Below are 26,119 nucleotides of genomic sequence, written 5' to 3' on the forward strand. Positions count from 1 at the left end.
GGAAGGCCGCAAAGCGAAATCGGGTAAAAGTTAAAATTAATAAATCACGGCACTATAAAATGCGCGTCCAGCTAAGATGACCGTGACATTTTAGCGGCTTGCTGCATATCGCAAGCCTGCGGTACCCGTATTGCTGTCCGAGATTCATGTTCAGCGCGCTTGTCTTTCAGGCCGGCTCAATGACCTTAATATCAAGCGGTCTAGAGCTGCCACTAGCTTCGATCTTAACATCGCCGCAGCATCGCTGTTAGCCGTCCTTTTTATCTGTTTCTAGAATAAGCGTGCCAATAACGCAGTCATCTGTTCACGCGAACTGACTACAGTGAATACTCAAACATTCACTGTAGTCAGTGCTTCTCTTTGGCGATTTCAGGCTGAAATTCACATGTCATGGGTTTCTGAATGAATCCCTTTTACCAAGGCCCACGCGAAATACGAATTAATTAATCAGGTTCCTTTTGACAGGCACAGCCAGTTTGTCTGAATGAGAAAGCCTTATGCAGATAAACCGCAATTCTGGTTATGACAGGTATGCGAAAGGCTGATAAGTGAGCTGCGAAACGTCAGCCACTCGGTTTGTTATTCGTATCGCAACGACAATGTGGCATATCTGTATGGCATGTCAAAAAGCTTTCATAAGTATGAATACAAGCGCGATCGCTGCAATATTAATAGCCAGCCAGCATCTTTCGCGTTGAGCATGCCTGAAAACCAGATAGGCAAGAGGGGAAAGTATAAAAGCCGGCGTCATAAGAGGAATACCATGTCAACGTGCAGAGCAAACATGTACTGCACTTATCTGAAATGATGTGAAGTCAGAAAAGGATAGGTGATGGAAAATACATTAAGAACATGCTGTGCGAAAAGCATGTTCTTACCCGTTGGTGACATTACACGTATGAAAAGGGCAGGGCGAACTTTTCTTAAAGTGCAATGATCGCCTCAATCTCAATTAACAATTCAGGTGCAAAGAGGGCGTTAACCTGAACCAGTGAACTGGCTGGGAGAGCGGTGCCATAGCGTTTAAACAATACCTTACGAAGTGCATCAATATCAGTGAATGAAGTAATGAACAGGGTCACCTTTATCAAATTCTCTAACGACGTTTGCTCAGCGCTGGCGATAACCTCAAGCTGATCGAATATCGCTTCTGCCTGAGCTGCTATGTCACGCTGGCTTGCTGTCGTGCCGTGGGCGGTAAGGCCTGAAACTTACAGTGTTCCGTTATGGCTGACGGCGTGGACATATGGCGCTGTTATTTGGCCCAGCGCAGCGTAGTTTTTGCGTTGCAGCATGATTAAGTGACCCTTTGCGCAGTTATTTATTGTGGGTGAGCAAGTGCTGGCACTGCGTGTTATTACTGGCGGCGAGTTGCTGCTGGTCGGGCGTCAGATTTTTCCAGACAGTGATGACACGTTTAGCCAGTCCCGGGATAAAATGGATTTTTTGCAATGCATAGTCAGAATTACTGCCTTCAATGACAGTGCGCATTGCTTTGTATAACTGTTGTTCATTTTGCTGGGGCACCGCGCAAAGCACTGAAACATAATAAGCCTCGTGTTCAGCATCATAATGTGGGATGAGCCACCAGGCCAGACAAACAAATATAATAACCACAGGAATAATAAATTTACGGTGACTTCTTTTCATGACCTGACCTTGAAAATCTTACATATGGCTTGTGATGGATTAATTCAGGGGGCGTATCCTGCCATAAATTGGCAGCAGTGTTAAATACATCAGAGAAAGGGGTACAAAAAAAATTTTTGCTGATGCGTAAAAAAATCTTAAAAGTCTTTTGAATTTTTTACATGTAACCACTATTCCCATAAAGCACATAAATATCAATACAATTAACCGCTTACCCATGCAGACTTGTCCGTATTTAGCGCTGCGTTTTTTAAACTCTACTATGATAAAAATGTATAAAAGTAAAATCATCAATGGTGTAAAAAACAGTAGGGGAATCGGGTGCTGATAAAAAAGAAGAAGTTGCGTTCACATACAGAAGACCGTTATCTTGCTCTGGCATTAGCCACAACCGCCGGGATACTGAATGCGATGGCGCTTGGCGCATTTGGTTTTTTCCCGTCACATATGAGCGGAAACACCTCTCAAATTTCTACTGAAGTTTTTACGTCAGATTTTGACAGTTTGACATTCCTTGCCGGGTTAATCGCGGCGTTTGTTATTGGATGTACAGCGGCAAGATTATTTATCATAGCTGGAGAAAGGCGAAAAATCAGAACGGTTTTTTGTCTGATCATTCTGGCTGAAGGGATAGCGCTCACGCTTGCTTCGGTTTTTGAAAAACTTTTCTATTCTCCCAGCTATAATGATGAGGTCTTATTGATACTGGCATTCCTGATGGGAGTGCATAATGCGACGTCAACCCAACTCTCGAACGGCCGTGTCAGATCAACCCATATCACAGGGACGCTTACAGATGCCGGTATTGCACTCGGAACGTACGTGTCATCGTTTGTTTCTCGTGCCGAGCCCTGCGACAGACGTTTTGCTCAAAAGCAGTTACACACGCACCTGACTACCGTTTTTTCATTTTTGTCGGGCTGTATTATCGGGTTAATTCTTTTTAAAGCTTATGCATTCAATGCGATGATTGCATTAGGTATTTTTCTGATCATCCTGGCAACAATTGCAATCCTCATCGCCTTAAATAATGCAAGGAAGTTTTAAAATCTCATTTCATTGGGCAGCGATTAAGCTGCCCTGTCTTTGATATCACCCGAAAGCTAACCCTCAGCACTAACGTAGGCATCACTAAATTTTCTTCTTATTCTGCCGTGTCATGAAATATAAATTTACTTAATGTCGTATTTTGTCAACTTATTCGGGGAAGGAAATTTTGCCGGATATATTAATTCAAAAAGATATAACCCGGAATGAAATCAAGATCATAACGCAATACTACCGCTTCGCTTACATTATATTTCGGTAATCTTCTTTGTTTTTAACATTATAAAAATGTTAGTCTGTATATATATACACCAGTTGGAGGTTATGTGAATAACCATGAAGACAACGATATTCGTGCGTCGATTGGAGAAGTAGTCAGTAAGCTTTTAAAGATGGGCGAGCCCGTGCAGTTTCATCAAATTACAGATGCACTATTTCGTATGAGTCAGGACAGCGGTGATAAGAGAGTTAAACTTCTTTGCAAGCGCGCCATCCATTTTTTTGCGCATAAAATGCATTAATGTTTATGGCTATATCAAGGTGTTGCAGGGTAGGGGGAGCCAGGAAATGCTAATGATTTCATTTCCTGGCATGAACATTAAATGCCTGCGTCGTCCGGAGTACGGCCTACGACAATCTCCAGTGTGTTGCGTAACAGTTCTGTCTGAGTTGCATCGTCAGTGCACTCAAGTTCAGCAATTAAGTAAAGAATGATAGCTTTATTTGTCACGCGTTTTTCATCGCTGACAATATTTCTGATTACCCGACCAAGCAATTCAGTTTCTTTGGCGAGGTGATCGCCCTCACTGCGGAAAAATTCGATGATGGCTAAATCTGATGTGCTCTGTTGCATAGTCTCAATTCTCTAAGAAAATTGTCAGTTGAATAGCAGGAAGTCAGCCGACAGTATTATTATTTATCAGGGTTAATCAGGTAACTTACCTGTCTGCAATCACACCGCATCATTGCCTGATGACCAGCCACAAACATTAAGCTCAGTGCTTTTTAGAACCTTCAGGCGGACCATCATTGTTTAAACGGTGCTTATCACGTTCGGAAAGATCCACTCTTCGACGACTGTTTGCAGAAGCCATTCCTTTTTGCACTTCAATGATGGCAACTTTAATCGCATGCAGTCGTGTTGCATCTTCCGTTTCGCCCGCCATCACCTCAAGCTGGGCAATTAATGCATTGCTGGAAATCGGACTTTCGGACTTGAGTAAGGTCAGCACGGCCTCACCTATCATCACATCCGTTATTTTTTCTTCTTCACTTCTGTACATACTGGCTTCTCTGATTACGAATGTGTGGCCATAGTCCGGTCACGATGACGGGGACAGCTAACCTTCCCGCGTCAGCTGTGGACAGTACACTCCCTGTGACTAAACGCAGTACTGTCCGATCAGAATTTACTTTAAAAACGAATTAACGATTAATGCAAAATTTATCAGCCTTCACGGCTAAACAGCAAACCAATCAGGGCCTGATAATGCTGCTGTTGTTCTGATGAAGCGCACCCATCAAGACGATGGAGAAGTTTACTGCAGATAGCTTTACGAGAGAGCGTTTGACCAGCGCGCAGGAGTTCCACAACAATTTCGCCCAATGTTTCCTGCTGAGAGGGCTGGCTGGCCTGGTTAAAATAACGGGCAATGTCGCTGGTATTATCCGGTGCATGTCCGTTCTGACGCATGCTCATATCCTCAAGTGGTTAAAATATACTTCGCCGCTAAGCGAAAGTTATACATGTTTTAAAAACTTGTACAGAATTTTGATGATCTTGAAGGAATGTTTTTGTGCAAAAAGTGCTAATTGAGGTAAAACAGAGGGTTATAGAGGTTGGCGTTTAAACTTTTTTAACAATTATGGCGTGCGGTTAAGCTTGTTTCCCACCAACAGGGATGAAAAACAAGCTTATTACTATTTAAAGAAAATATCATCATAGTCATTGTCAGAAGACGCTGAAAAAGGGTGCTTGCGTGCAGACCAGCCTGTGCCGGCAGATGACCGTGCACCGATTTTTCTGAATCCCATGAGCCACTTTGTTGCATCGGCCAGTTGTAGAAGTCGTTTTTCATCAACTTCAGATTCTTTCATTACCCTGAGCTCATCCACCAGGGACTCAACACTTACGTCCTGATTAATTGCTATCAGGTTCAGAGCGGCCTCGCCAATGATAGTGTTAGTCAGATACTGTTGTGAAAGTAGCAAAATAACCTCCTTTGGCATGTGTTCCACATTCGTAATTTTAGCAAAGAATACAATCCGCCTTACCGTACAGCGCTGTTTGTACGCTTACACGAACTCAGTGCACCTGTTTAGGCAGAAAATCTGCATTAGCTGGAGAGGGGTGGATCTATTTTTTACTCTTTAAAATAACGAATTACATACCTCCTGTCAGAAAAAATGAAACTTCCATTCATTTCATTAAAAAACTTCACAAAGTGTTTCTGTCCCTGATTTATAGCTTGTGCTATACAAGTTAGCACGAGCTATATTTGCGCATTAAGCTGAGGACAGTACGATGAACAGGTTTAAAAGGTATTGGATAACCGCGCTGAGTGTCATGCTCGGTGTTGCAATGACAACAAACAGCCATGCCGCTGAAAAATTTAAAGTTGTAACGACATTTACCGTTATTGCCGATATGGCAAAAAATGTCGCGGGGGAGGCGGCTGAAGTAACATCCATCACTAAGCCCGGAGCAGAAATTCATGATTATCAGCCGACGCCCGGAGACATAAAGCGGGCTCAGGGGGCGCAACTGGTGATGGCTAACGGCCTGAATCTTGAGCTATGGTTCCAGCGCTTTTATCAGCACCTGAAAGGCGTACCTGACGTTGTAGTTTCTGCCGGAATCGAGCCCATGGGGATAGGGGAGGGGCCTTACAATGGCAAACCCAATCCTCATGCGTGGATGTCGCCCGATAATGCACTTATCTATGTCGACAATATTCGTGACGCGCTGAGTAAATATGATCCGACCAATGCCCAGATCTATGCGCAGAACGCCTCTGCCTATAAGCAGAAAATCATCGCATCGCTTGAGCCTTTCCGAAAACAAATCGCCGACATCCCTGAGAACAAACGCTGGCTCGTGACCAGCGAGGGGGCATTTTCCTACCTTGCGCGCGATTTGGGGCTTAAGGAACGTTATCTCTGGCCTGTCAATGCCGATCAGCAGGGGACGCCTCAACAGGTACGCCAGGTTATTGACCAGATGAAGAAACATGCCATTCCCGTTATTTTCAGTGAAAGCACCGTATCGGATAAACCGGCTCGTCAGGTAGCACGTGAAACACAGGCGCACTATGGCGGCGTTCTGTATGTCGATTCTCTCAGTACCGCCAGTGGACCCGTACCAACGTATCTGGACTTACTTAAGGTCACCACTCAGACATTGGTGAAAGGCATTAATGATGGGATGAAAAAACAATGACGCCGACAATTGATGTTTCTGACCTCTCGGTAATCTACCGCAATGGCCATATTGCCCTCGACAAGGCCAGTTTTTGCGTGCCAGCCGGTTCCATTGCCGCATTGCTTGGCGTCAATGGCTCGGGGAAATCAACGCTTTTTAAAGCGCTGATGGGGTTTGTTCCTGTCCGTGCAGGTACGGTCAGTATCCTCGGTATGACAACGCGACAGGCCTTACGCCGTAGTCTGGTGGCTTATGTGCCGCAGGCAGAAGAGGTCGACTGGTCTTTTCCTGTCCGGGTTGAGGATGTTGTCATGATGGGGCGTTATGGTCACATGGGTCTGATGCGCAGGCCCAGACAACAGGATCGTGACAAAGTCATGGCTGCGCTCGGACGGGTAGATATGCTCGAATACCGGGAGCGGCAAATCGGCGAGCTCTCAGGCGGTCAGAAAAAACGTGTCTTTCTCGCCCGGGCCATTGCTCAGCAGGGAGAGGTAATTTTACTGGACGAACCTTTTACAGGCGTCGATGTAAAAACCGAAGCCAAAATCATTAGTCTGTTGCGTGAACTGCGCGATGAAGGGAAAACCCTGCTGGTCTCAACGCACAACCTCAGTTCGGTGATGGCATTTTGTGACTACACCGTGATGGTCAAAGGTACCGTTCTGGCCAGTGGGCCGACGCGCACCACCTTTACACAGGCAAATCTCGAACGGGCATTTAGCGGTGTACTTCGCCATGCGATGGTTGAGGGTGAGCTGCGTGAGGTCATGGATGATAAGCCTCTTTTACCCGCATCGCCTGACAGGCGTTCAGTACGAGGTCAGCCATGACGCTATTATTTGAACCCTTCAGTTATCAATACATGTTGAATGCCATGTGGATTGCCGCAATGGTGGGTGGATTGTGTGCCTTCCTTTCATGCTACCTGATGCTAAAAGGCTGGTCGCTTATCGGTGATGCGCTGTCGCACGCTATCGTGCCGGGCGTGGCAGGCGCGTACATGCTGGGGCTTCCGTTTGCCTTTGGTGCATTCCTGTCGGGGGGATTAGCGGCGGGGAGCATGCTAGTGCTGAATCAGCGTACACGTTTAAAAGAAGATGCCATTATTGGTCTGGTATTTTCTTCGTTTTTTGGGTTAGGGCTGTTTATGGTTTCACTGAATCCCCTGTCGGTGAATATTCAAACCATCATACTGGGCAATATTCTGGCTATCGCCCCCGCAGATATTGTTCAGTTGGCCGTTATCGGGATCACGTCTGCCACGATTTTATTTTTCAAATGGAAAGATTTAATGGTGGCTTTCTTCGATGAGAACCATGCTCGCGCTGTAGGGTTACAGCCGGGACGGCTCAAAATACTGTTTTTCACCTTACTTGCAGTTTCAACCGTTGCGGCATTACAAACGGTTGGGGCTTTTTTAGTAATCAGTCTGGTGGTAACACCGGGCGCAACCGCATGGCTGCTGACCGATCGCTTTCCACGTTTACTGGCTATTGCTGTCGCCATCGGCAGCCTGACCAGCTTTGCGGGTGCCTGGGCAAGTTATTATCTCGATGGTGCGACAGGAGGAATCATTGTGGTGGCCCAGACGTTGCTGTTTCTGCTGGCTTTTGTGTTTGCACCTAAGCACGGTTTACTCGCGAACCATCGGCGTCGCCGGATGCAGGAGATATGATGATGTGGCTTGAACCTTTTCAGTTTGGTTTTATGAACCACGCCCTGTTAATTGCCTGTATCGTTGCTATTCCCTGTGCGCTGTTGTCTGTCTTTCTGGTTCTGAAAGGGTGGGCGCTGATGGGGGATGCCATGAGCCATGCCGTGTTTCCCGGTGTTGTGCTGGCATGGATGCTGTCATTACCACTTGCCACAGGCGCTTTCAGCGCGGGTTTTTTCTGCGCGATTGCCAGCGGCTATCTTAAAGATAACAGCAGAATCAAACAGGATACGGTACTGGGGATTGTTTTTTCGGGCATGTTTGCCACCGGCCTGATTATGTTTGTTGCGTTAAAACCCGCGATTCATCTCGACCATATTCTCTTTGGCGATATGCTGGGAATCAGCCGTGATGACATTATTCAGACAGGGGCGATGGCTGCGACAGTGGTAATACTTGTTATCCTGAAATGGCGTGACCTGATGGTATTCAGTTTCGATGTCCAGCAGGCGCGGGCTTGTGGCCTGGCGGTGCGCTGGCTGCATTATGGCTTGTTAGCCATGGTTTCTCTGACGATTGTGGCGACGTTAAAAGCGGTGGGCATCATTCTTTCCATTTCTTTGTTGATTGCGCCCGGCGCGATTGCTGTCTTACTGACACGTCGTTTTTCACATGCGTTGATTCTGGCCGCTCTCATTTCCGTAATGGTATCGCTCAGCGGTGTATATTTGTCATTTTTTATCGACAGTGCCCCAGCACCGACCATCGTTGTCTTATTCGCTTTCGTTTTTATGATCAGTTTGTTGATCACGCACGTTAAAGGCCCACGTTTACCTGCCCATTAATCTTCGCTGTTTCGCTGACCGTCACCCTTGTCTGGACGGTCAGCGTCAAGCACAGCAGACATTCTTCTCGTTTTTATCTCCGACCCAAAAAATAAGTGCTAAACCTAATGACGGACATACGCATGTAAACATCAGGGTTATCCGCGCTTCACGTTTTTAATTTCGCCCGTTAGCGATAAGCCTCATATCACGTAACCGGCCCTGCAACCATGGGAAACAGATAATGTCAGAAAAAATACCACTCACGATGCAGGTCAATGGTGAGACCCGGCAGTTAACGGTCGATCCTCGCGTCACATTATTAGATGCACTGCGCGATCATCTTGATCTGACCGGCACTAAAAAAGGATGCGATCAGGGCCAGTGCGGCGCCTGTACAGTGCTGGTGAACGGTCAGCGTGTCCTGAGTTGCCTGACGCTGGCTGTTCAGACGCAAGAAAAAGCCGTCACCACGATTGAAGGTCTGGAACAGGCATCGGGTGAGCTGCACCCGGTACAGCGCTGTTTTATTGAACATGACGGTTTTCAGTGCGGCTACTGCACGCCCGGGCAGATTATGTCTGCGGTCGCCTGTATTAAAGAAGGTCATACAGGCTCAGACGACGAGATTCGTGAATACATGAGCGGTAATCTCTGCCGCTGTGGCGCGTATCCTTTTATCATTGATGCGATAAAGCAGGCTGCAGCTGAAATGGCGGAGGACGTACGATGAACGAATTTCGCTGGCAGGTTGCCCGGTCAGTAACGGATGCAGCAGGCGCTAAACAGCACGCTGACAATCAGCTTATCGCGGGCGGAACGACGCAACTTGATTTGATGAAATGTGGCGTACTGACTCCCTCACTCCTCACCGATATTGCCGGCTTGTCGGATCTGTCAACGCTCGAATTCCGCGACGATAAAATCACCATTGGGGCGCTGGTCACCATGAGTGAACTGGCCAGTCATCCTGATTGTGAGGCCCTGGCCCCCGCGCTGTATAGCAGTCTGTGGCAGGCGGCGTCGCCTCAAATCCGCAATATGGCAACCATCGGCGGCAATCTCTGCCAGCGTACCCGTTGCGCCTATTACCGCGATCCGGCCACCTTTTCCGCCTGCAATAAACGCACGCCGGGCTCAGGATGTGCAGCGCTGCACGGCATCAATGCGAGTCACGCTATTCTGGGCGGCAGTGAACAATGTGTGGCGGTCTATCCTGGTGATCTGGCCGTCGCGCTGACGGCCTTTGACGCGACGATTATTGTCCAAAACAGCCATCAGGATACGCGGCGCATTCCGGTTGACGACTTTTTTCTGTTGCCCGGCGAGACGCCGCAGCATGAGCACGCCTTACAACCCGATGAAATTATCGTCGCCATCGAGATTCCCCGTTCCTTAGCATTAAAACAGTCCCATTACCTGAAAGTACGCGATCGGACTTCTTACGAATTCGCCAGCGCGAGTGCGGCCGTGGGATTAACACTTGCGCAGGGACGGATAGAGACCGTTCATATCGCCTTAGGTGGTGTCGCAACCAAGCCCTGGCGTGCCCGTCATGTGGAGCATGCGTTAACCGGACAACGGTTTGAGGAACAAAGCCTGTATAAGGCCGCAGAATTAATCACTCAGGAAACGCGCGCGCTGGCGCACAACGCTTACAAAATAACGTTAACGCCGCGCGTGATTGCCCGCGCGCTGCTGGCTGCGGGGGGGCAGGCATGACAAAACATAACAACGGCCTGGCGCGGTCCGACAACGATGTGCTGTCCGCGGATAAGCAAAGCGTCAATCCTCACCGTCGCGCCTCTGCCAGCCCTTCCGGTCTTGGCACACCGCGAACCCGCGGTGAGGGCAAGGTCAAAGTCACGGGAAAAGCCCGTTATGCTGTAGAGCATAAGCCCGACCGCGTGCTGCATGGCGTCGTCCTGCAATCGACAATTGCCAGTGGCCGCATCTCAAATATCGATACGGCCAAAGCGGAACGTGCGACAGGTGTGATTGCCGTTTATACGCATCTTAATTCACTTAGAATCAATAAGCCGACGGCTATCGCTGATGGCGGTGCGGCGCAGACAACCTATACGCCCATTCAGGACGATGTGATTATTCACAATGGTCAGAACATTGGCCTGGTCGTAGCAGAGACATTTGAACAGGCAACTTATGCCGCTTCCCTTGTCGATATCCACTATGAGACGACGCCTGCTCTGATCTCGGCGACGGATGAAGGGGTGGAGCCTAAGCCGACTACAAAGCAGGACATCGATTTAGGTGAGGCTCAGGCCGCCATGGAACGTGCGGACGTGCGGATTAATCAGCGTTATACCACGCCACGCGAATATAACATGCCGATGGAGCCCCATGCCTGTATTGCACACTGGGAGCAGGGCCGCATAACCGTCTGGGAACCCAGCCAGTGGGTGGCAGGGGCGCAGGTTGAAATCGCCGAATGGATGGGGATCTCGCCAAAAGATGTTCACGTCATCTCGCCCTATGTGGGTGGAGGTTTTGGCTCTAAGCCAGTGCCTTATACGCACGTAGCGCTGGCCTGCGTGGCCTCGCGCGCGCTTAATCGTCCGGTTCGCGTGTCACTGACGCGGCCACAAACCTTCACGGGTTTAGGGGGGCGTCCTGCCACCTCACAGCAGCTGGAGATGGGAGCGACACGCGACGGGAAAATTCAGTCGGTGATTTTGCGCAGCTTCAGTGAAACGTCACTGATTGATGTCTTCGCTGAAAACTGCAGTAAGGTGACGGGGCGCATGTACGCCATTGAAAATCTCTCGGCGCAGCACCAGGTCAGGCCCATCAATACCGTCACGCCAGGCTGGATGCGCGCACCGGGTGAGAATCCCAGTGCATTCGGGCTTGAGGTGGCGATGGATGAAATGGCTTATGCGCTAAATCTCGATCCGCTGGCCTTTCGCTTACGCAACTGGGCAGATCACGATTATCAGTTGGGGTTGCCCTGGAGTTCACGTCGTCTGAAAGAAGCCTATGAAAAAGGGGCGGAAGCCTTCGGTTGGGATAAACGCATTATGGCGCCCCGTTCGATGCGCGAAGGGCGTGAATTAATTGGGTGGGGCATGGCATCGGGCACGTATCCGGTTAATACCATGCCGGCTGAGGCAAAAATCCTGCTTTCCTTTCAGGGGCAGATTGTTGTGCAGTGCGCGGGAGCTGACATCGGCACCGGGACGTACACGATTCTGGCGCAAACCGCCGCTGATATCTTAGGGGTGGATTCACACTGCATTGAAGTTGAACTGGGCGATACGCAACTGCCACGAGCCGGCGTTGCGGGGGGCTCTCAGCTGGCAGGAAACCTGACGGCTGCGGTTGATGACACCGCCAAAAAAATGCGCGCGCGCTTAGTCACGCTCGCAAGCGAATTAACGGGCTCGCCTCTGAAAGGCATCCCTCCGCATGAACTCAGCCTGGCGAACGGGGCGATTTGTGTTACCGCTAACCCTTCTCAGACTGTTTCTTTTGGTGCACTGGTCAGCCTGACGAATGCATCCGTGCTGTGCGTCGAAGGCGGCACGTTCTCAGCGGATATGTCTGCCGAGGAACGGGACAGTGTGACCGGTAGCCTGGGTGAAATGAGCCGCCCGGAAGACGTCTCCGCACACAGCTGGAGTGCACAGTTTGTCGAAGTGAGAGTGGACGAGGACTTTGGCACCATCCGGATTAAACGTATGGTCGCGGCGTTTGACAGCGGCCGGCTTTATAACCCCAAACTGGCCCGCAGTCAGTGGGTTGGCGGCATGATTATGGGCGTGGGACAGGCCTTGCTTGAGGAAGGCATTATCGATCCGCGCAACGGCAGAGTGCTGAACAACAATCTTGCCGATTATCTGATTCCCGTGAACGCGGATATCCCGGCGATTACCACGATTGATGTTGGCCTGCCGGATTATAAAGCGACCCGGATGGGCGGCAAAACGGTGGGTGAACTGGGCATCGTGGGCGTGGCGGCCGCGATCAGTAACGCGGTTTACCATGCTACGGGCAAGCGGGTCCGCGATCTGCCCATCACGCTGGATAAGATTCTCTAAACATGCGAAGGAACGCGCTGAGATGAAAACGGCCATTGTATTAACGGCGGCAGGGATGGGCCGCCGGTTTCGGCATGCCAGTGGCGAACATAAGCTACTGACGGCGTTGAATGGCAAAGCCGTGCTGAAACATACGCTTGATCAGGCGAGGGCGAGCGGAATGGAGGTGGTCGTGGTATCGCGTCCCGAAGACGTGGCCATTCATTCTCTGCTAGGTGATGCGGTGCGGGTGTTGTGTGCCAGCGCCGGGCTGGGCGAGTCGATAGCGGCGGGCGTCAGTGCCTGCACGGATTATGATGGCGTGATCGTGGCGCTGGGCGATATGCCGTGGCTTACCGCTGCAAGCTACAGGGCGGTAAACAGGGCGTTAAGCACGTATCCGCTGGTGCGTCCCTGGGTTGACGACCGTGCTGGTCATCCTGTGGGTTTTTCGGCCGCTTTTTTCCCCGCGCTGCGCCAGCTGACCGGTGATACTGGTGCGCAGCAACTGTTACAACATCATCCTGTACATTACGTGCCACTTCGGGATCGCGGTTGCCTGGAGGATGTTGATTATCCGGATGATTTACGGCGAATGAGGTGCAGCCCATGATGACGTTAGATCAACGAGTGATTGAAACGGCATTAGGCTGGCATCATGCGGGACGGGCCGTCTGGCTGTGCACTGTGTTGCAGACCTGGGGCTCTTCACCGCGCGCACCTGGCACGATGATGGTGATCAGTGACAGTGGAGAAGGATGCGGCTCGCTTTCCGGCGGCTGTATAGAAGAAGACTTTCTGGCACGGCTGGCTGAGGGGCATTACCGCATCCACAGTCAGGTTGTCCGTTATGGTGAAGGCGGAAGGCAAACGCAGGTGCAGTTGCCCTGTGGCGGTAGCCTCGACGTGCTGGTGGAATATTTGGTTGCCGATAACGACAGCGGCCAGATGTTACAAGCGATGCATCAGGCGTTGCGTGGCAAAACACGACTGCTCAAAACGGTCACTGTGAGCAAACGTGCCACCTGGCAAACTATGGCGATGACGGCGGCGCTGCCGGTGCTTCGTTATCAGCATCCAGAGGTCGTGTTACCGGTTGGTGCCGTCCCGGAATTGCTGGTGGCAGGTTACTCTACCGTGGCCTTTGAGTGCATCCGGCTGGCACAAATCCTGGGCTTTCATGTTCGAGTATGTGAGCATCGCTCAGAGATGTTAAGTGAGCTGGAAGGTCATTTTACGGGCCAGGATACGATTACGATCGTCCCTCAGCATCCCGCGCGCTGGCTGGAGCTCAACGGTGCGCATGCTGCGGTAGCCATCGTCTCATTAACCCACGATCCGCGCATAGATGAGCTAACCATGATGGAAGCGGTCAACACTCATGCGTTTTACATTGGCATTATGGGGTCCGCTAAAAATACGGCCAGGCGCAAGTCGCGTTTACAGACCATTGCAGGGTTGGATAACGATGAGCTCGCACGGATCATTGCGCCTGTTGGTCTGGCTATCGGAAGTAAAACCCCCGCGGAAATCGCGCTGTCTGTCATGGCCGACATCGTACGGGTAAAAAATCACTGTTAAGACGTTGCGTTGTCCGGCGTCACCATTACGCCGCCGGACAATCCGTGATCAGGTATTGGGTGTCAGCTGACAGAAATAGGTGCCGGAATACGGAACCGGCAGAAAATCAGTAAACAGCTGGCGCAGCGTTTTTTCAGGATCAATATCGTTAAAGAGCGCGGGATGAAGCGTTTTGGCAAAAAATTCTGCCGCGACAACGTGCCAGGGGCTGAGGTAAAAATTATGCCACAGGGCCGCCGCGTGGCCGTCCTGCAACGCACGCAACGACTTCAGGCCCGTTTGTTGCGCGGTCAGTTGCCGCAGCGAGGCGCGCGTTTCAGCCTGCGTGATGGCAGGGCCAATACGCAAATCGGACGTATCATTACGATCGCCGCTGCCCGTTGCAAAATAGAAGTCCGGATGTGACGCAATCACCGTTTCTTCATTCAACCGGCCGAAAACGCCGGAAACCGTTTTGCTGGCAATGTTTTCGCCGCCGGCAAACGCCAGTATCTCACCAAGGCTGCCGTTTACCGACGTCACACAGCATTCATTTCGACGTCCCAGATGCAACTGCAGAAGTACGGTGGGCTTCTTCCCGCGAAACTGAGCGAGGCGCTGCGCAAGGGTCTGCATATGTTGCTGATAAAACCCATTAAAAGCCGAGGCTCGCTCACCCTGATCGAGCACCTCTCCCAGAATGGCTACGCTGCGGGTCGTATTTTCAAGGAGATGCACCCGAAGGTCGATTTTCACGACCGGGATATGCGCGGATTTCAGGACGCGCTCCAGCCGTTGTCCGGCCTCACTGCTGCGCGCCAGTGCCGGCAAAATTACCACATCGGGTTGTAATGCGATCACCTTCTCAGGGTTGATGTCATTTGATCCCTCCTGACCTAATGACGCGATATGCTGCATCTCAGGAAACTGACGCGCGAAAATATCCCATGTCTGACGATCGTACTTTTTCAGATCCTCGGGCCAGCCGACCAGCCTTTTGAAAGGGTTGCCGGGCTCCAGCAGTGCGTAGGTGTAAAGCATCCGGCTTTCGCCCAGCACAATACGCACAGGATGGTCGGGAACGGTGACCTTATCGCCGTTGATATCGGTGATGGTTTTGCCCCAGACCAGGCTACTGAAGGTCAAAGCCAACAGCAGGAGCGTTCGTAGCAGGCTGCGCTTACAGAAATCAGAATTCAACACGGGCTTGTACCATCAGGTTGCGGGTTTCACCTTCACGTACGCGCAGGTTTCCGCCGCTCGACGTGTAATAGTGTTTATTAAACAGGTTATTCAGATTCAGTCGTATCTGTGTTTTCTTGCCCAGCAACGCGTTGTTCCAGGCAATAAAGCTGTCCGCTACGACATAATCCGGTAAGGTGAAACTGTTGTCAGAATCGCCAGCACGACTGCCAACATAGCGGGCGCCGCCGCCGACACGAAAATCACCGGGCACGTTGCTGACGATCAGATTATGGCTCAGGTAAAGCGCACCGGACTGCTCTGGTGCGTTCTGTAAGCGATTGCCATTATTCGCCGGGTTAATCCGGTCATCGACAATTTCAGCGTTGTCATAGCTGTAACTGGCACTGACATCCCAGTCCTGGACCACTTCACCATTAAGCTCAACCTCAACGCCCTGCGAGTGCGCCTTGTTGATCGGACGGTTAGTACCGTTGATGTTCAGTGTCATCCGCTTTTCATCGATTCTGTACAGCGCCAGCGAGGCGAAGAGGCGCGGAGAAAGTTGCCATTTGCTGCCAACCTCCCAGGTGGTGCCCTGCTCAGGCTTACTGACGTTTCCTTCATCGTCGACATCCGTCGATGGGGTGAACGATTTACTCATGCTGGCATAGAGCGAAACATCCGGTGTAATTTTGTAAATCAGTCCGGTTTGTGGCAGGAAGGTATTTCCCTCATCATTCAGCGTTTCAACGACCGGATTAAATCCTTTTGACGCGCGTTGTTCGTAATGTTGATAACGTCCGCCAATGACCGCAATCCAGTCTGGAGTAAGCGAAATACTGTCTTTCAAATAGACCGAACGGCTGTGGATACGGTTAAGGTTGTTAGCATTTGCCGTATTTTCGGTTGTGCTGTCGGTTACCGGTGACAGCAGGTCATAAGTGGGGTTGAGGTAGTTAAAGCGGCGGTCATTTTTGCCCTGATACTGGTGCGCCCGGTACGTCTGGTTCATTTCATAATCCGTACCGAAGACCAGCGCATGCGCCATGCCGAATATCTCCGGATTCCCCAGGACGTCCCATGACAGATATTTGGTTTGCTGATTAAATCCGCGATTGGCATCGGCGCGCCGGGTAACCACGCCGGTAGCAGGATTAATCGCCGTGACCCGAACTTCGTTATTGTCATAACGGCGCTGATTCCAGCCAAGCGTCAGGCGCGTGCTCCAGCTGTCGTTGAACTGCCAGTCGTAATGCGCGTTCAGTGCCTGATTACGTCCCCAGGCATGATTCGCTTTGTCATCCAGTCGCTGTTTGTAACCGACATCGAGTGGTGCGCCATTAATAAAAGCGGTACCGCGATCGTAAGGAATGTCATAACGATAGTCGCTGTAGCTGACCAACAGGCTGGCTTTCTCACCGTACCATTGCAATGACGGCGCGAGCAGAGAATGCGCATCACTGCCAAAATTGCGCCAGTAATCCTGACGCTGCTTCTCTGCGATGAGCCTGAAAGCAAAACCATTACCCAGCGGGCCGGTGACATCGAGCGTACCGGCTCCACCGCCTTCACTTGCGTAGCGCCCACTGACGGAAGACTGCCATGAATAGCGTGGTTTTTTGCTGATGACGTTGATGATACCGCCCGGATTTTGAATGCCATAGAGCAGAGATGCCGATCCCTTGAGTACCTCAACCCGCTCCGTGGTCGCATCCAGATTTAACCCCTGGCTGCTTCGTATACCATCGCGATATATCGAGCCATCAGAATTGCTACCGAAGCCACGGCGAACGAAACCGTCCTCTGTTCCTGCCAACGTGTTGGCTTCCGCAACACCACTGACGAAGCGCATCGCATCGCTCAGATTGCTGACCTGATAATCATCAAGCTGCTGTTGTGTCACGGTACTGACAGACTGGGCCTCGTCGAGACGCGCTGTCGGCATTTTACTGCCAACGCTGCTGGTGGTGGCTGCATAGCCCTCTTCACGGTCAGCATCGCTGGTGACAGTGACGGTATCATCCCCGGTGGCGGCAAGGCTGTTACCGGCCGGAAGCCAGGCGCTGGAACAGATCGCCACTATTAAAGCCTGCTGAAATCTGAGGTTCTTACTCTCGCCTGGACGTGTTTTCATTATATTTTTTCGCTGATCATCAAAAACAAAATAAACGTAAAAGGCCACGTTAAACGTGGGGGGGGGCGCCTTCAGGTGGAGGTTTTTGCGTCCGTCCTGGTAGGCTGTTTTGTAATTGAGAATCATTCAATCATTGAGTAATGTAGTAGTAAATATAAAAACATTTATTTTTACTACATTTCCAGGAGAGTGTATTAACGATGATTTAACTGTTTTTATATTGTTAAGTCATTAATTTTCATGAATTAAAAAACTTATTCTGGCAAAGTGTATCCAGGGGAAGAAGCATAACCTTGCTGTTCGTGAGGGAGAAAAGGCTTGCTGACTACAGCCGGGCGAGACATGCTTAGCGCAGGCGAAGCAAGAACAGTATCGTCGAAGGGGCTTACCCTGTCAGGTTCACACATTATCGTTCAGGATTTAACGGGGGCGTGAGAGTGTTTCATCTCATCGGTGTTTTTAACAGTAATCAGCGTGACAGGCTTCCTTGATGCAGGCCAGAAGTCGTACAGATATATTGGGCGAGCGTTTGCGTTCGCGGGAACAGCAACTCTCACCCCGCCTGCTGGCTGTTGCACATTATCTTCACACCAACCGGGAAACGGTTCTGGACAGCACTGCCATGGATATCGCCCGCGCGAATAACACATCGGATGCGACTGTGATTCGCGCCATTCAGGCGCTGGGTTTTTCAGGACTGCGCGATTTGAAAAACGTCCTTCAGGCCTGGTTTGGTCCCGGCCTCTCTTCAGAAGAGAAAATGCTGAGCACCGTCAATGCTATGACGCGGGATGTTTCGTCGTCGATAGACTTCGTATTGCAGGGGCATCTCCATGCGTGTCAGGTACTGGCCTCTGAGCAAAACCGCCAGGCGCTGGCCGAAGCGACGGGGTTACTGAGTGAAGCCCGCCAGGTGGCCGTTTTCGGGATTAACGCCTCGGGTATTCTGGCTGACTACACCGTCCGCCTGTTAAATCGCATCGGTTTGCCAGCCTTCTCACTTAACCGTTCAGGTATTGCGCTGGCGGAACAGATGCTGGCGCTGCAACGGGGCGATGTGCTGATCATGATGGCGCAAAAGTCGGCACATCGCGAAGGAGCAACAGTGGTGCGTGAGGCCAAAAGGCTGGGCATTCCGATAATTCTTCTCACCCATGCGACCGACGCCTTCTTTGCCCGGGAAGCGGATGTGGTTATTGACGTGCCACGCGGCGGGGAAAAAGGGCGCATCCCGTTACACGGCACAGTGATGGTTTGCCTTGAAATGTTGATTCTCTCGGTGGCCGCTTCCCTGCCAGATCGTACGACTAAGACCATGAAACGGCTACAGGATTTCTACCGTGGTCTTAAGCCTGCCATAAAAAAATAAATCTTTCGTTCAGATGTCACACGACAAGAGGAGAGTTGAGCCAGTACATGGCTGGCGCAGCTTAACGCTTTCGCTCACCCTGCATCGCCTGGATGTGTTTCCTCAATACCTGGCGTGATCGGGTTTGCAAAAGTGGCTGACACTTTTCGGAATGGCTTAAAAATTTTTCGTTTTTGCGAACTCACGTCAGCTTTCGTCTGGAGCGTTCTTCAATCTGCGGCTATTACTCAGCCGTGATGTTTATTTGCTGTTCTTTTGATTTATCCATCCTTGTTATTTCCCTGAACGGAGCTGGTCATGAAGAAAAATCGTGCATGGTTTCCTGTGTCGTTCGTCGCGCTTGCCATCCTGGTAAGCCCACAAGCGGTGATGGCCTGGGACAGTCTTACCGTATTTGGCGACAGCCTGAGTGATACAGGCAACGTCGGCCGTTTTACCTACGATTCTGCCAGTCATCCACTCTATGATGAAATCATCGCCCGTGACGCGGGACTGATGCTGCAGCCGTCCTCTCAGGGCGGGAGTAATTACGCGGCAGGCGGTGCTGTGGCGGTGCCTGCTCTCAATCCGCAGTTTAATACCCAGGATCAGGTTGCCCGCTATCTGTCGTCAACGAATGGCCGGGCCGATTCCAACGGGCTCTATATTCACTGGATCGGCGGGAATGACCTGGCCGCTGCCACGCTCATTCCCAGCCCCTCGTTGGCGCTTTCTCTGGTTGACAACAGCGCCGGTGCGGCCGCCAGCCAGGTCAGCGCGTTACTGAATGCGGGCGCTGGTACGGTGATAGTGCCAACCGTGCCGAATGTCGGTGCGACGCCTGCCCTGATAGAAGGAATACTTCAGGGGGCCGGTTCCGCAGCGGTGGCGGCGGCGTTTCAGTCACTGAACGCGGCGACCACGTTCACTACGGCGGAACGGCAGCAGGCTATCCAGACGGCTTTCGGTCAGGCCGCTGCGCAGCTCTCTGCCATACCGGCGGTTCGTGACCTGATCGCACAACAGCTGTTCGCCGCCTGGCAGCAGTTAAGCGATCAGGCGGCTTCTCTGACGGCCCGTTACAATCAGCAGGAAGAAAACGCGCTGGCGGCTGCACAGGGGAATATTGTTCGGGTCGATATAAATGGGCTTTTTAATGAAGTGATCGCCAGTCCGGCGCTTTATGGTCTTACTAACACCGCAGGCATGGCCTGTCCACCGGGCATCTCTTCCGCCGTCTGTACTTCGTCGACAGCGGGTTTCTCGTCGCAACAGACTTTTTTGTTTGCCGATCGTCTTCATCCCAGCCCTGCGGTACATGCCCTGATTGCTGACTACATTCAGTCAATCCTGGATGCACCAGCCCAGGTCGCGGTACTGACGCAGGCACCGCTGACGATGCTGCAGGATGTGCATAACACGCTGGACAGTCATCTCCAGCAGCAGCGCAGGCAACCCGCTGAAGCCGGAGAATTCACCGTGTTTGGCGGTTACGCCGGTCAGCACGCGCGCAACAAAAGTGATGTTTTTAATGATGGCGACACAGATACTGCAAACCTGTCAGCCGGCATGGGTTATCAGCTGACCGACAACCTGCAGGCAGGGGCGTTGCTGTCAACGGCCAGCCAACGACAGCATCCCTCTGAACGTTATGATTACCGGCTGCACGGCAACATGGTGGCACTCTGGAGCCAGCTACAACTGATGGACAGACTGTGGGTCAACGCCGATATCCATTATGCGGATCTGGATTACGACAGCATTGAACGTCAGATAAAACTTGGCCCTGCGGTCCGCACTGAACAGGGCAGCAGTAGTGGAAAGCTGATGGGCACGCGGGTTCAAACCGGTTGGGATTTTCCCTTAAACGAGACGATTACCACGGGGCCTGTTGTCAGCTATGCGCTGGATTATGTGCGGGCCGACGGTTATCAGGAACGCGGCGACAGCAGCAGTGCGATGCGTTTCTCCGATCAAACACGGCATTCACAAACTGGCGCAGTGGGGTGGCGCATTGATACCCAGGGATTAGGAATCAATCCCTGGGCACAGGTCAGTTATAACCATCAGTTTGGCGACACGGATACATCGGTGAGTGCAGGTCTGAAATCGACACGAACGGCTTTCCGACAAAGCCGTTCGAATCAGGATAAAGACTGGGCGGATATAGCTGTAGGGGCCAATGTCCCCATCGGCGACGCGGTTAGCGCTTTTGCCGCTGTGTCGACGGTGGCGGGCGCACGTGATTATCATGAGGTCACCTGGAACCTTGGCATGAGCGCGCGGTTTTAGTACCTGCCCGGTGCAGAGCTATGGGCGTCGCATCGATCAGGCCCGGGTCAGCGCCATCGAAAAGGCGCGGGACGAGACTGATGTGTCACGTCGTCTGCCTGCACTTTCAGGTTCAAAACGCAGAGGATATGGCCTGATTTTACTGGCCGATGAAGGGGCCAAAAGTTTAATGCCTTCTGCTTCGCAAGCGAGAGCGGGTAAGGTATAGTGCGCGTTTTTGGAGGAACCATGCTGACGCATTCATCAACACGACTCAATAAATACATCAGTGAGAGCGGAATCTGCTCCCGCCGCGATGCTGATCGCTTTATCGAACAGGGCAACGTTTCTATCAATGGTAAACGCGCAGCCGTTGGTGCCCAGGTTTTTGCTGGCGATGTCGTAAAAGTGAATGGTCAGCTGATTGAGCCTCGTGATGAAGATGATTTGGTGCTGATTGCGCTGAATAAACCCACAGGCATTATCACCACAATGGAAGAGGGCGAACGCGATAACATCAGTGATTTTGTTAATCACAGTAAACGCGTTTTTCCCATCGGTCGTCTCGATAAGGATTCGCAGGGACTTATTTTCCTGACCAATCATGGCGATCTGGTCAATAAAATTTTGCGTGCAGGCAATAACCACGAAAAAGAATATGTCGTCACTGTTGATAAGCCCGTTACCGATGAATTTATTGCCGGTATGGCAGCCGGCGTTCCCATGTTGGGCACGGTAACCAAAAAGTGCAAAGTGAAGAAAGAAGCACCCTACGTGTTTCGTATTACGCTGGTACAGGGGCTTAATCGGCAGATCCGTCGTATGTGCAAACACTTTGGGTATGAAGTCACCAAACTGGAACGCACGCGCATTATGAATGTAAATCTCAAAGGTATTCCTTTGGGTGAATGGCGCGATCTGACGGATGATGAATTAATCGAACTGTTTAAGCTGCTCGAAAATTCCACTTCTGATGACAAATCGGCAAAAAAGACGCCGCAGAAAAAATCTCCTGCAAAAAAACCAGGGAATAGCCAACCTAAATCGGGCGTAAAAGCTGATGATAAGCCCGCTTCACGCAAGCGATTTACGCAGCCGGGTCGCAAGAAAAAAGGGCGCTAAAAAGCGAAATGATAAACGGGCGTCAGATAATCGTGAGTGAGTATTGCCCTGAATGGGCGAATCATTTCTCTGCTGAGGCGGCTGTGTTAGCGGCGAGATTGGGTAAACACCTTGTCGCTATTCATCATATTGGTAGCACTGCGGTGCCAGAATTAGCGGCCAAACCGATCATCGATATTTTGCTGGAAGTGATTACTCATGATTCGTCTGACATTACGTCAGCGTTGTGCGCCTCTGGCTATCAGGCGCGTGGCGAAAACGGTATGCCAGGAAGACGCTATTATACCAAGGGCCTTCAGGGCCGCCGTACGCATCACGTCCATGCTTTTATCCAGGGCAGTCCAGATATCATCCGGCATCTGGCGTTTCGGGATTATTTGCGAAAATATCCAGACATCCGCGACAGCTATGCGGCAGTGAAATACGCCGCGCAACGTGACTGCCGGGGGGAGAGTAACGTTTACTGTGAATTAAAAAATGCGTTTGTTCAGACCCATCAGCAACGCGCACTAGCCCTCTATCCCTTCTGAATTATCTCTCTGAACGCGTTTTTATTTTCCTTTTGCAAAATTTAGCCTTGCCTTGTCTGCACATTCAATGATGCAGCCTGATGCTTATGGCTACAGACGGCATCACAGAACGATAAGTAAGACGGTGCCCAAAAGGAAAGCGCAACGTCGCATAATCAGATGACGGCACCTTTTCAGTAGTAAAATGGCATGGCAGGATACGCTAAATTACAAAGGAGTGGGCCTGATGTTACTGAAAGGTATGAATGATCCGTTGTTCAAAGCGTATCAGCATCCCAAAGCAAGGCTAATGATAAGTCGTTTCAGAGGATTAGCCGGTGACCGGCGGCTTAGCGACTGGCAGGTATTTTGTATTCTGGTCAACGGTTTTACTAACTACTGGTATGTGCATTCAGGCAATTTCACCATCAATGTCACCTTAACCAAGACGCGTCAGTTCGATTTTATGCAGGATTTTTTGCATTTCACGGTGACGCTGGATGGTCTGTTAAGCGACGAGAATTTCCGCTGTCCCGACTTTATTTTGCCCCATTATGATGTGCCCTATGAATTTTGCCGTTGGCGGAGTAAACGTGGCTACGATTCGCAAACCACCTATGTGGGCAAACATGGTGTGAAGTCCCACAAAGGCCTGTTCATTGCAACTCATGATCCGATCAGGGATGAATATCAGATGAAATGGGAAGGCATTATTACGGTTTTTGATAAAGCCTTTTTTAAAATGGGAAACTTCAACACCACCTGCGATTTTTTAATCAACGATATTACCAAGACTATCCATGAGGGCGTGGTGAAACATCTGAGCCTGTATCGCGATCTGTACCATTATCTGTTTCCCTCACGCACAGAAGCGCGTATCCAGGCCCGTGATACGAAACGCCATCTGGCCAGAAAATAAATACCAGCAGGATGGTCCACGAGTACAGAACGGGGAGAAAACGCTTACCCCGGTAACTTCCATTTCAGCCAGGGATCGAGTTCCGTTTCTGTCATGGGTTTAATGTTGAAATATTCATAGGTAGCCTCACTGTTATCTGAGGTGACCACAGAGGCGGGACGATCGCTGTAGGCTAAAACAAGGAGATTGAGCTCTTTAAGCGTCGTAAAAATACTGTGTGCGATAAGTCGGGAAGTAATATTTGTATGGATTTCGTTGGCCAGTGTTTTATCCAGTTTTATAACATCAGGCGGCGTCCCGCGCAGGTAGCGTATCTTGCGATAGCCTTTCGCGATATATTCCCATGTCATTGTGAATCCCATACGTCTTAGCATTTCCAGGCCCAGCATGGCTGAGGGGCTGTCAATGATATGCTCTTTTTGAACGATTTTGATGACCAGCATTGACACAGGTAAGGTTGCCTTAAGCATTTTTTCCGCCAGCTTTTCTGCAAACGCCCGATCTGTCACATCCCGCTCATGAATACTGATCGTGACAGGTAACTGAATAGGATGATTACGTAGACGTTTAAGCCGGGCAATGGTGTTGTCAATCAGCCAGGTCGTGAGTGTTGTGCCCAGCTCAGTCCCAACGGCCAGTGAAGTAAAGTTATCGGCTGCCAACTCTCCACGTTGGGGATGATGCCAACGGATCTGCGCTTCGAGGCCAACCGGTTTACCACTGAGCAAGCACACGTTGGGCTGGAAAACCAGATATAGTCCCTGGTTGCGCCGCAGCGCTTCTGCCAGATCACGCATTAAGGTGAAATCAGCGGGGGAACTCGCGTCTTTAATTCCATCACTAACAGCATCACACAGACGAACGGACGGACCGCTCACGCGTTCCAGCGCATTGACTGCCTGTCTGAGAGCGTCCTGGGGGAAGGTCTGGCCGGCGATAAAGTCGATCTGCGCGGTACAGGTCGCCAACGCCATAGTGAGGCCGTCGCCCATATCGGCATGAATCCCGTTTAACCGTTCCTCAACCCATTTTGCGCTAACGTGGCTTTCTGCACGGGTCAAAATCGCAAAGCGGCCAGTCGCGATCGTGTAAATCGACTCACCACTGGCAGGCCGAACACGTAACCTTAACAGGGTGGCGACATCCTTAAGCAAGGACTCCAGCGACGCCATGCCCAGTGACCGGGACAGGTCGTAGGCGCGTGACATATCAATACAGTCGATAAGCACCAGACGGCGCAGTGCCGTGTCATTCAGCGTGGCAAGATGCAGAATGTCGCGAAAAAGACGTTCCCGATTGGCCATGCCGGTAACAGGTTCGATAAAGGCCGCCGAATGCCAGGCTTCAAGAAAGGCAACAACCAATCCAGCCAGTGACTCAATGATCTGTTTCTGCTGGTGGCTAAAAGTCCGTGGCACCGTATCCGTCAGGCATAGCGTTCCCAGTATCTGTCCATGAGCGTTTTTCAGCGGCGTACCGACATAAAAGCGAATATAAGGGGCATGGACAATCAAAGGGTGATGGGCATAACGCGGATCAAGTCGGGTATCGGGTGCAATGACCGTCGTATCACTTTCGACAACATGCCGGCATAAGGCCTGTTCGCGCGTCGTGTCACTCAGCTCGATATTGTAATTGGCACGCACACTATGCTTATCGTCATTTAAGACAGCGATATAACTTCCATTAATACCAACTAACTGACAGGCCAGACGTAAAAACTTTTTCAGCACCTCATCCCGGCCTCTGTCTGAGAAGCGCAGTGACTGTGTTGTTCTGGTGCGGTGATATTCCTTGTCGCCAGGTTCCTGAGCCATTGCCGCTCCTGCCCATATGCTGAATGATATTGCAAAAAATAATTGTACGTTGATTTTAAAAAATAAAAGCCAATCACTATAAAAGGCGAAAGCAATTAATGCGTTGCGATGTTAAACCGTCATGGAATAACCATTTTACGTCCTGGGTGAAGGCCGTTCATTTTTTTGAGTTAATGCGTATTGATTAATACGGCAGGTGAGGAAAGAACAGAAACCCTGGAGCCTCGGACGAAGATTTTATTTTCGCTTACGCTTTTTTATAAGGCAAATTTCTGGCTGCGATACATTTCCCGACGTGCTCCGTGCGGCATGTCGGGCCGGCTTCAGGTGGATAAATCTGCAAGCCCAGAAGTGCGAGTCACCGGCAGGTGGGTTAAAACCTTTTAAAACATAGAGTTAAAAATAAGTAAAAGCGCACTCATTCGCAGTTAAAAAATATCTCTTTTAAAAGAGGTCAGGGTAGCAATCGTTCCCCGCTGAAAAAGTAACGATAATTAATGAGAAGTTTTTCCGGGTTTACCTTGTGTTATTTTGTCTCGCGCGCCATCACCGTTCCTCCCTGATGCAATTTAATGTAAATTATTGCGTCAGTCCGCGCACCGAGACCTGCATGTTAAA

The 26,119-nt window shown here is 50.7% G+C and carries 23 protein-coding genes and 1 pseudogene; 15 read left to right on the forward strand and 9 right to left on the reverse strand.

Annotated features, from left to right (window positions below; genetic code table 11):
* Positions 1-923: 923 nt before the first annotated feature.
* Together C1N59_RS21270 and C1N59_RS21275 are read right to left on the reverse strand one after the other, a co-directional pair.
* Positions 924-1,295 (reverse strand): annotated as a pseudogene (locus C1N59_RS21270) (RidA family protein).
* A 22-nt stretch (positions 1,296-1,317) separates the two neighbouring features.
* Positions 1,318-1,650 carry a hypothetical protein gene (locus C1N59_RS21275; protein WP_394551026.1) on the reverse strand — a complete coding sequence of 111 codons (333 nt, stop codon included), beginning with the start codon at positions 1,648-1,650 and terminating at the stop codon, positions 1,318-1,320.
* Positions 1,651-1,971: 321 nt separating this feature from the next.
* Between C1N59_RS21275 and C1N59_RS21280 the strand changes: the two genes are divergently transcribed.
* Positions 1,972-2,697 (forward strand): YoaK family protein, encoded by a 726-nt coding sequence (locus C1N59_RS21280; protein WP_394551028.1) that lies wholly within the window; start codon positions 1,972-1,974, stop codon positions 2,695-2,697.
* 598 nt (positions 2,698-3,295) lie between these two features.
* Here C1N59_RS21280 and C1N59_RS21285 read toward each other — a convergent pair.
* From C1N59_RS21285 to C1N59_RS21300, 4 genes are all read right to left on the reverse strand, one after another.
* The gene (locus tag C1N59_RS21285) at positions 3,296-3,550 is read right to left on the reverse strand and encodes a biofilm/acid-resistance regulator YmgB/AriR (RefSeq protein ID WP_054634055.1); all 255 of its coding nucleotides are present in this window, start codon (positions 3,548-3,550) and stop codon (positions 3,296-3,298) included.
* A 142-nt stretch (positions 3,551-3,692) separates the two neighbouring features.
* On the reverse strand, positions 3,693-3,980 hold the full coding sequence (locus tag C1N59_RS21290; RefSeq protein WP_394551030.1) for a hypothetical protein: 288 nt from the start codon (positions 3,978-3,980) through the stop codon (positions 3,693-3,695).
* 164 nt (positions 3,981-4,144) lie between these two features.
* The gene (gene ycgZ, locus C1N59_RS21295) at positions 4,145-4,390 is read right to left on the reverse strand and encodes a regulatory protein YcgZ (RefSeq protein WP_033742343.1); all 246 of its coding nucleotides are present in this window, start codon (positions 4,388-4,390) and stop codon (positions 4,145-4,147) included.
* A 227-nt stretch (positions 4,391-4,617) separates the two neighbouring features.
* On the reverse strand, positions 4,618-4,926 hold the full coding sequence (locus C1N59_RS21300) for a hypothetical protein (protein WP_240156271.1): 309 nt from the start codon (positions 4,924-4,926) through the stop codon (positions 4,618-4,620).
* Positions 4,927-5,278: 352 nt separating this feature from the next.
* Here C1N59_RS21300 and C1N59_RS21305 point away from each other — a divergent pair, with 352 nt between their 5' ends.
* The 9 genes from C1N59_RS21305 to C1N59_RS21345 all read left to right on the forward strand — a co-directional run bounded on the left by C1N59_RS21305 (position 5,279) and on the right by C1N59_RS21345 (position 14,217).
* Positions 5,279-6,136 carry a metal ABC transporter substrate-binding protein gene (locus C1N59_RS21305; RefSeq protein ID WP_269751013.1) on the forward strand — a complete coding sequence of 286 codons (858 nt, stop codon included), beginning with the start codon at positions 5,279-5,281 and terminating at the stop codon, positions 6,134-6,136.
* A complete protein-coding gene (locus tag C1N59_RS21310; RefSeq protein ID WP_058708871.1) occupies positions 6,133-6,951 on the forward strand; it encodes a manganese/iron ABC transporter ATP-binding protein in 819 nt (272 codons plus the stop codon). The genes C1N59_RS21305 and C1N59_RS21310 overlap by 4 nt, the downstream gene beginning before the upstream one ends.
* Positions 6,948-7,796: an iron/manganese ABC transporter permease subunit SitC gene (sitC, locus tag C1N59_RS21315; RefSeq protein ID WP_054687852.1), complete on the forward strand. Its 849-nt coding sequence runs from the start codon at positions 6,948-6,950 to the stop codon at positions 7,794-7,796. Before C1N59_RS21310 ends, sitC begins: the two co-directional genes overlap by 4 nt.
* A gap of 2 nt (positions 7,797-7,798) precedes the next feature.
* A complete protein-coding gene (locus C1N59_RS21320; RefSeq protein WP_058702585.1) occupies positions 7,799-8,620 on the forward strand; it encodes a metal ABC transporter permease in 822 nt (273 codons plus the stop codon).
* A gap of 223 nt (positions 8,621-8,843) precedes the next feature.
* Positions 8,844-9,332, forward strand: coding sequence for a (2Fe-2S)-binding protein (locus C1N59_RS21325; RefSeq protein WP_033742349.1), 489 nt, complete (start codon positions 8,844-8,846; stop codon positions 9,330-9,332).
* Positions 9,329-10,321 (forward strand): FAD binding domain-containing protein, encoded by a 993-nt coding sequence (locus C1N59_RS21330; protein WP_394551033.1) that lies wholly within the window; start codon positions 9,329-9,331, stop codon positions 10,319-10,321. The genes C1N59_RS21325 and C1N59_RS21330 overlap by 4 nt, the downstream gene beginning before the upstream one ends.
* Positions 10,318-12,657, forward strand: coding sequence for a xanthine dehydrogenase family protein molybdopterin-binding subunit (locus C1N59_RS21335; RefSeq protein ID WP_394551035.1), 2,340 nt, complete (start codon positions 10,318-10,320; stop codon positions 12,655-12,657). Before C1N59_RS21330 ends, C1N59_RS21335 begins: the two co-directional genes overlap by 4 nt.
* Before the next feature lie 22 nt (positions 12,658-12,679).
* Positions 12,680-13,249, forward strand: coding sequence for a nucleotidyltransferase family protein (locus C1N59_RS21340; protein ID WP_289368371.1), 570 nt, complete (start codon positions 12,680-12,682; stop codon positions 13,247-13,249).
* Positions 13,246-14,217 (forward strand): XdhC family protein, encoded by a 972-nt coding sequence (locus C1N59_RS21345; protein ID WP_054634046.1) that lies wholly within the window; start codon positions 13,246-13,248, stop codon positions 14,215-14,217. The genes C1N59_RS21340 and C1N59_RS21345 overlap by 4 nt, the downstream gene beginning before the upstream one ends.
* 48 nt (positions 14,218-14,265) lie before the next feature.
* Here C1N59_RS21345 and C1N59_RS21350 read toward each other — a convergent pair whose 3' ends face one another.
* The gene (locus tag C1N59_RS21350) at positions 14,266-15,399 is read right to left on the reverse strand and encodes an ABC transporter substrate-binding protein (protein WP_394551038.1); all 1,134 of its coding nucleotides are present in this window, start codon (positions 15,397-15,399) and stop codon (positions 14,266-14,268) included.
* Positions 15,386-17,515 carry a TonB-dependent siderophore receptor gene (locus tag C1N59_RS21355; protein ID WP_394551040.1) on the reverse strand — a complete coding sequence of 710 codons (2,130 nt, stop codon included), beginning with the start codon at positions 17,513-17,515 and terminating at the stop codon, positions 15,386-15,388. The genes C1N59_RS21350 and C1N59_RS21355 overlap by 14 nt, the downstream gene beginning before the upstream one ends.
* Positions 17,516-18,005: 490 nt before the next feature.
* On the opposite strand from C1N59_RS21355, the gene C1N59_RS21360 reads away from it, so the two are divergent.
* The 5 genes from C1N59_RS21360 to C1N59_RS21380 all read left to right on the forward strand — a co-directional run bounded on the left by C1N59_RS21360 (position 18,006) and on the right by C1N59_RS21380 (position 23,684).
* Positions 18,006-18,884, forward strand: coding sequence for a MurR/RpiR family transcriptional regulator (locus C1N59_RS21360; RefSeq protein WP_394551042.1), 879 nt, complete (start codon positions 18,006-18,008; stop codon positions 18,882-18,884).
* Positions 18,885-19,181: 297 nt separating this feature from the next.
* On the forward strand, positions 19,182-21,155 hold the full coding sequence (locus tag C1N59_RS21365) for an autotransporter outer membrane beta-barrel domain-containing protein (protein WP_394551044.1): 1,974 nt from the start codon (positions 19,182-19,184) through the stop codon (positions 21,153-21,155).
* A 228-nt stretch (positions 21,156-21,383) separates the two neighbouring features.
* Positions 21,384-22,256 carry a 23S rRNA pseudouridine(2604) synthase RluF gene (rluF, locus tag C1N59_RS21370; protein ID WP_394551046.1) on the forward strand — a complete coding sequence of 291 codons (873 nt, stop codon included), beginning with the start codon at positions 21,384-21,386 and terminating at the stop codon, positions 22,254-22,256.
* Positions 22,257-22,264: 8 nt separating this feature from the next.
* Positions 22,265-22,786 (forward strand): GrpB family protein, encoded by a 522-nt coding sequence (locus C1N59_RS21375; RefSeq protein ID WP_394551048.1) that lies wholly within the window; start codon positions 22,265-22,267, stop codon positions 22,784-22,786.
* Positions 22,787-23,012: 226 nt separating this feature from the next.
* A complete protein-coding gene (locus C1N59_RS21380) occupies positions 23,013-23,684 on the forward strand; it encodes a hypothetical protein (RefSeq protein ID WP_394551050.1) in 672 nt (223 codons plus the stop codon).
* A gap of 44 nt (positions 23,685-23,728) precedes the next feature.
* Here C1N59_RS21380 and C1N59_RS21385 read toward each other — a convergent pair whose 3' ends face one another.
* Complete coding sequence (locus C1N59_RS21385; RefSeq protein WP_394551052.1) at positions 23,729-25,501, reverse strand: EAL domain-containing protein; 1,773 nt, start codon at positions 25,499-25,501, stop codon at positions 23,729-23,731.
* Between the last annotated feature and the right edge of the window lie 618 nt (positions 25,502-26,119).

The organism is Pantoea sp. SGAir0183 (genome assembly GCF_043545505.1).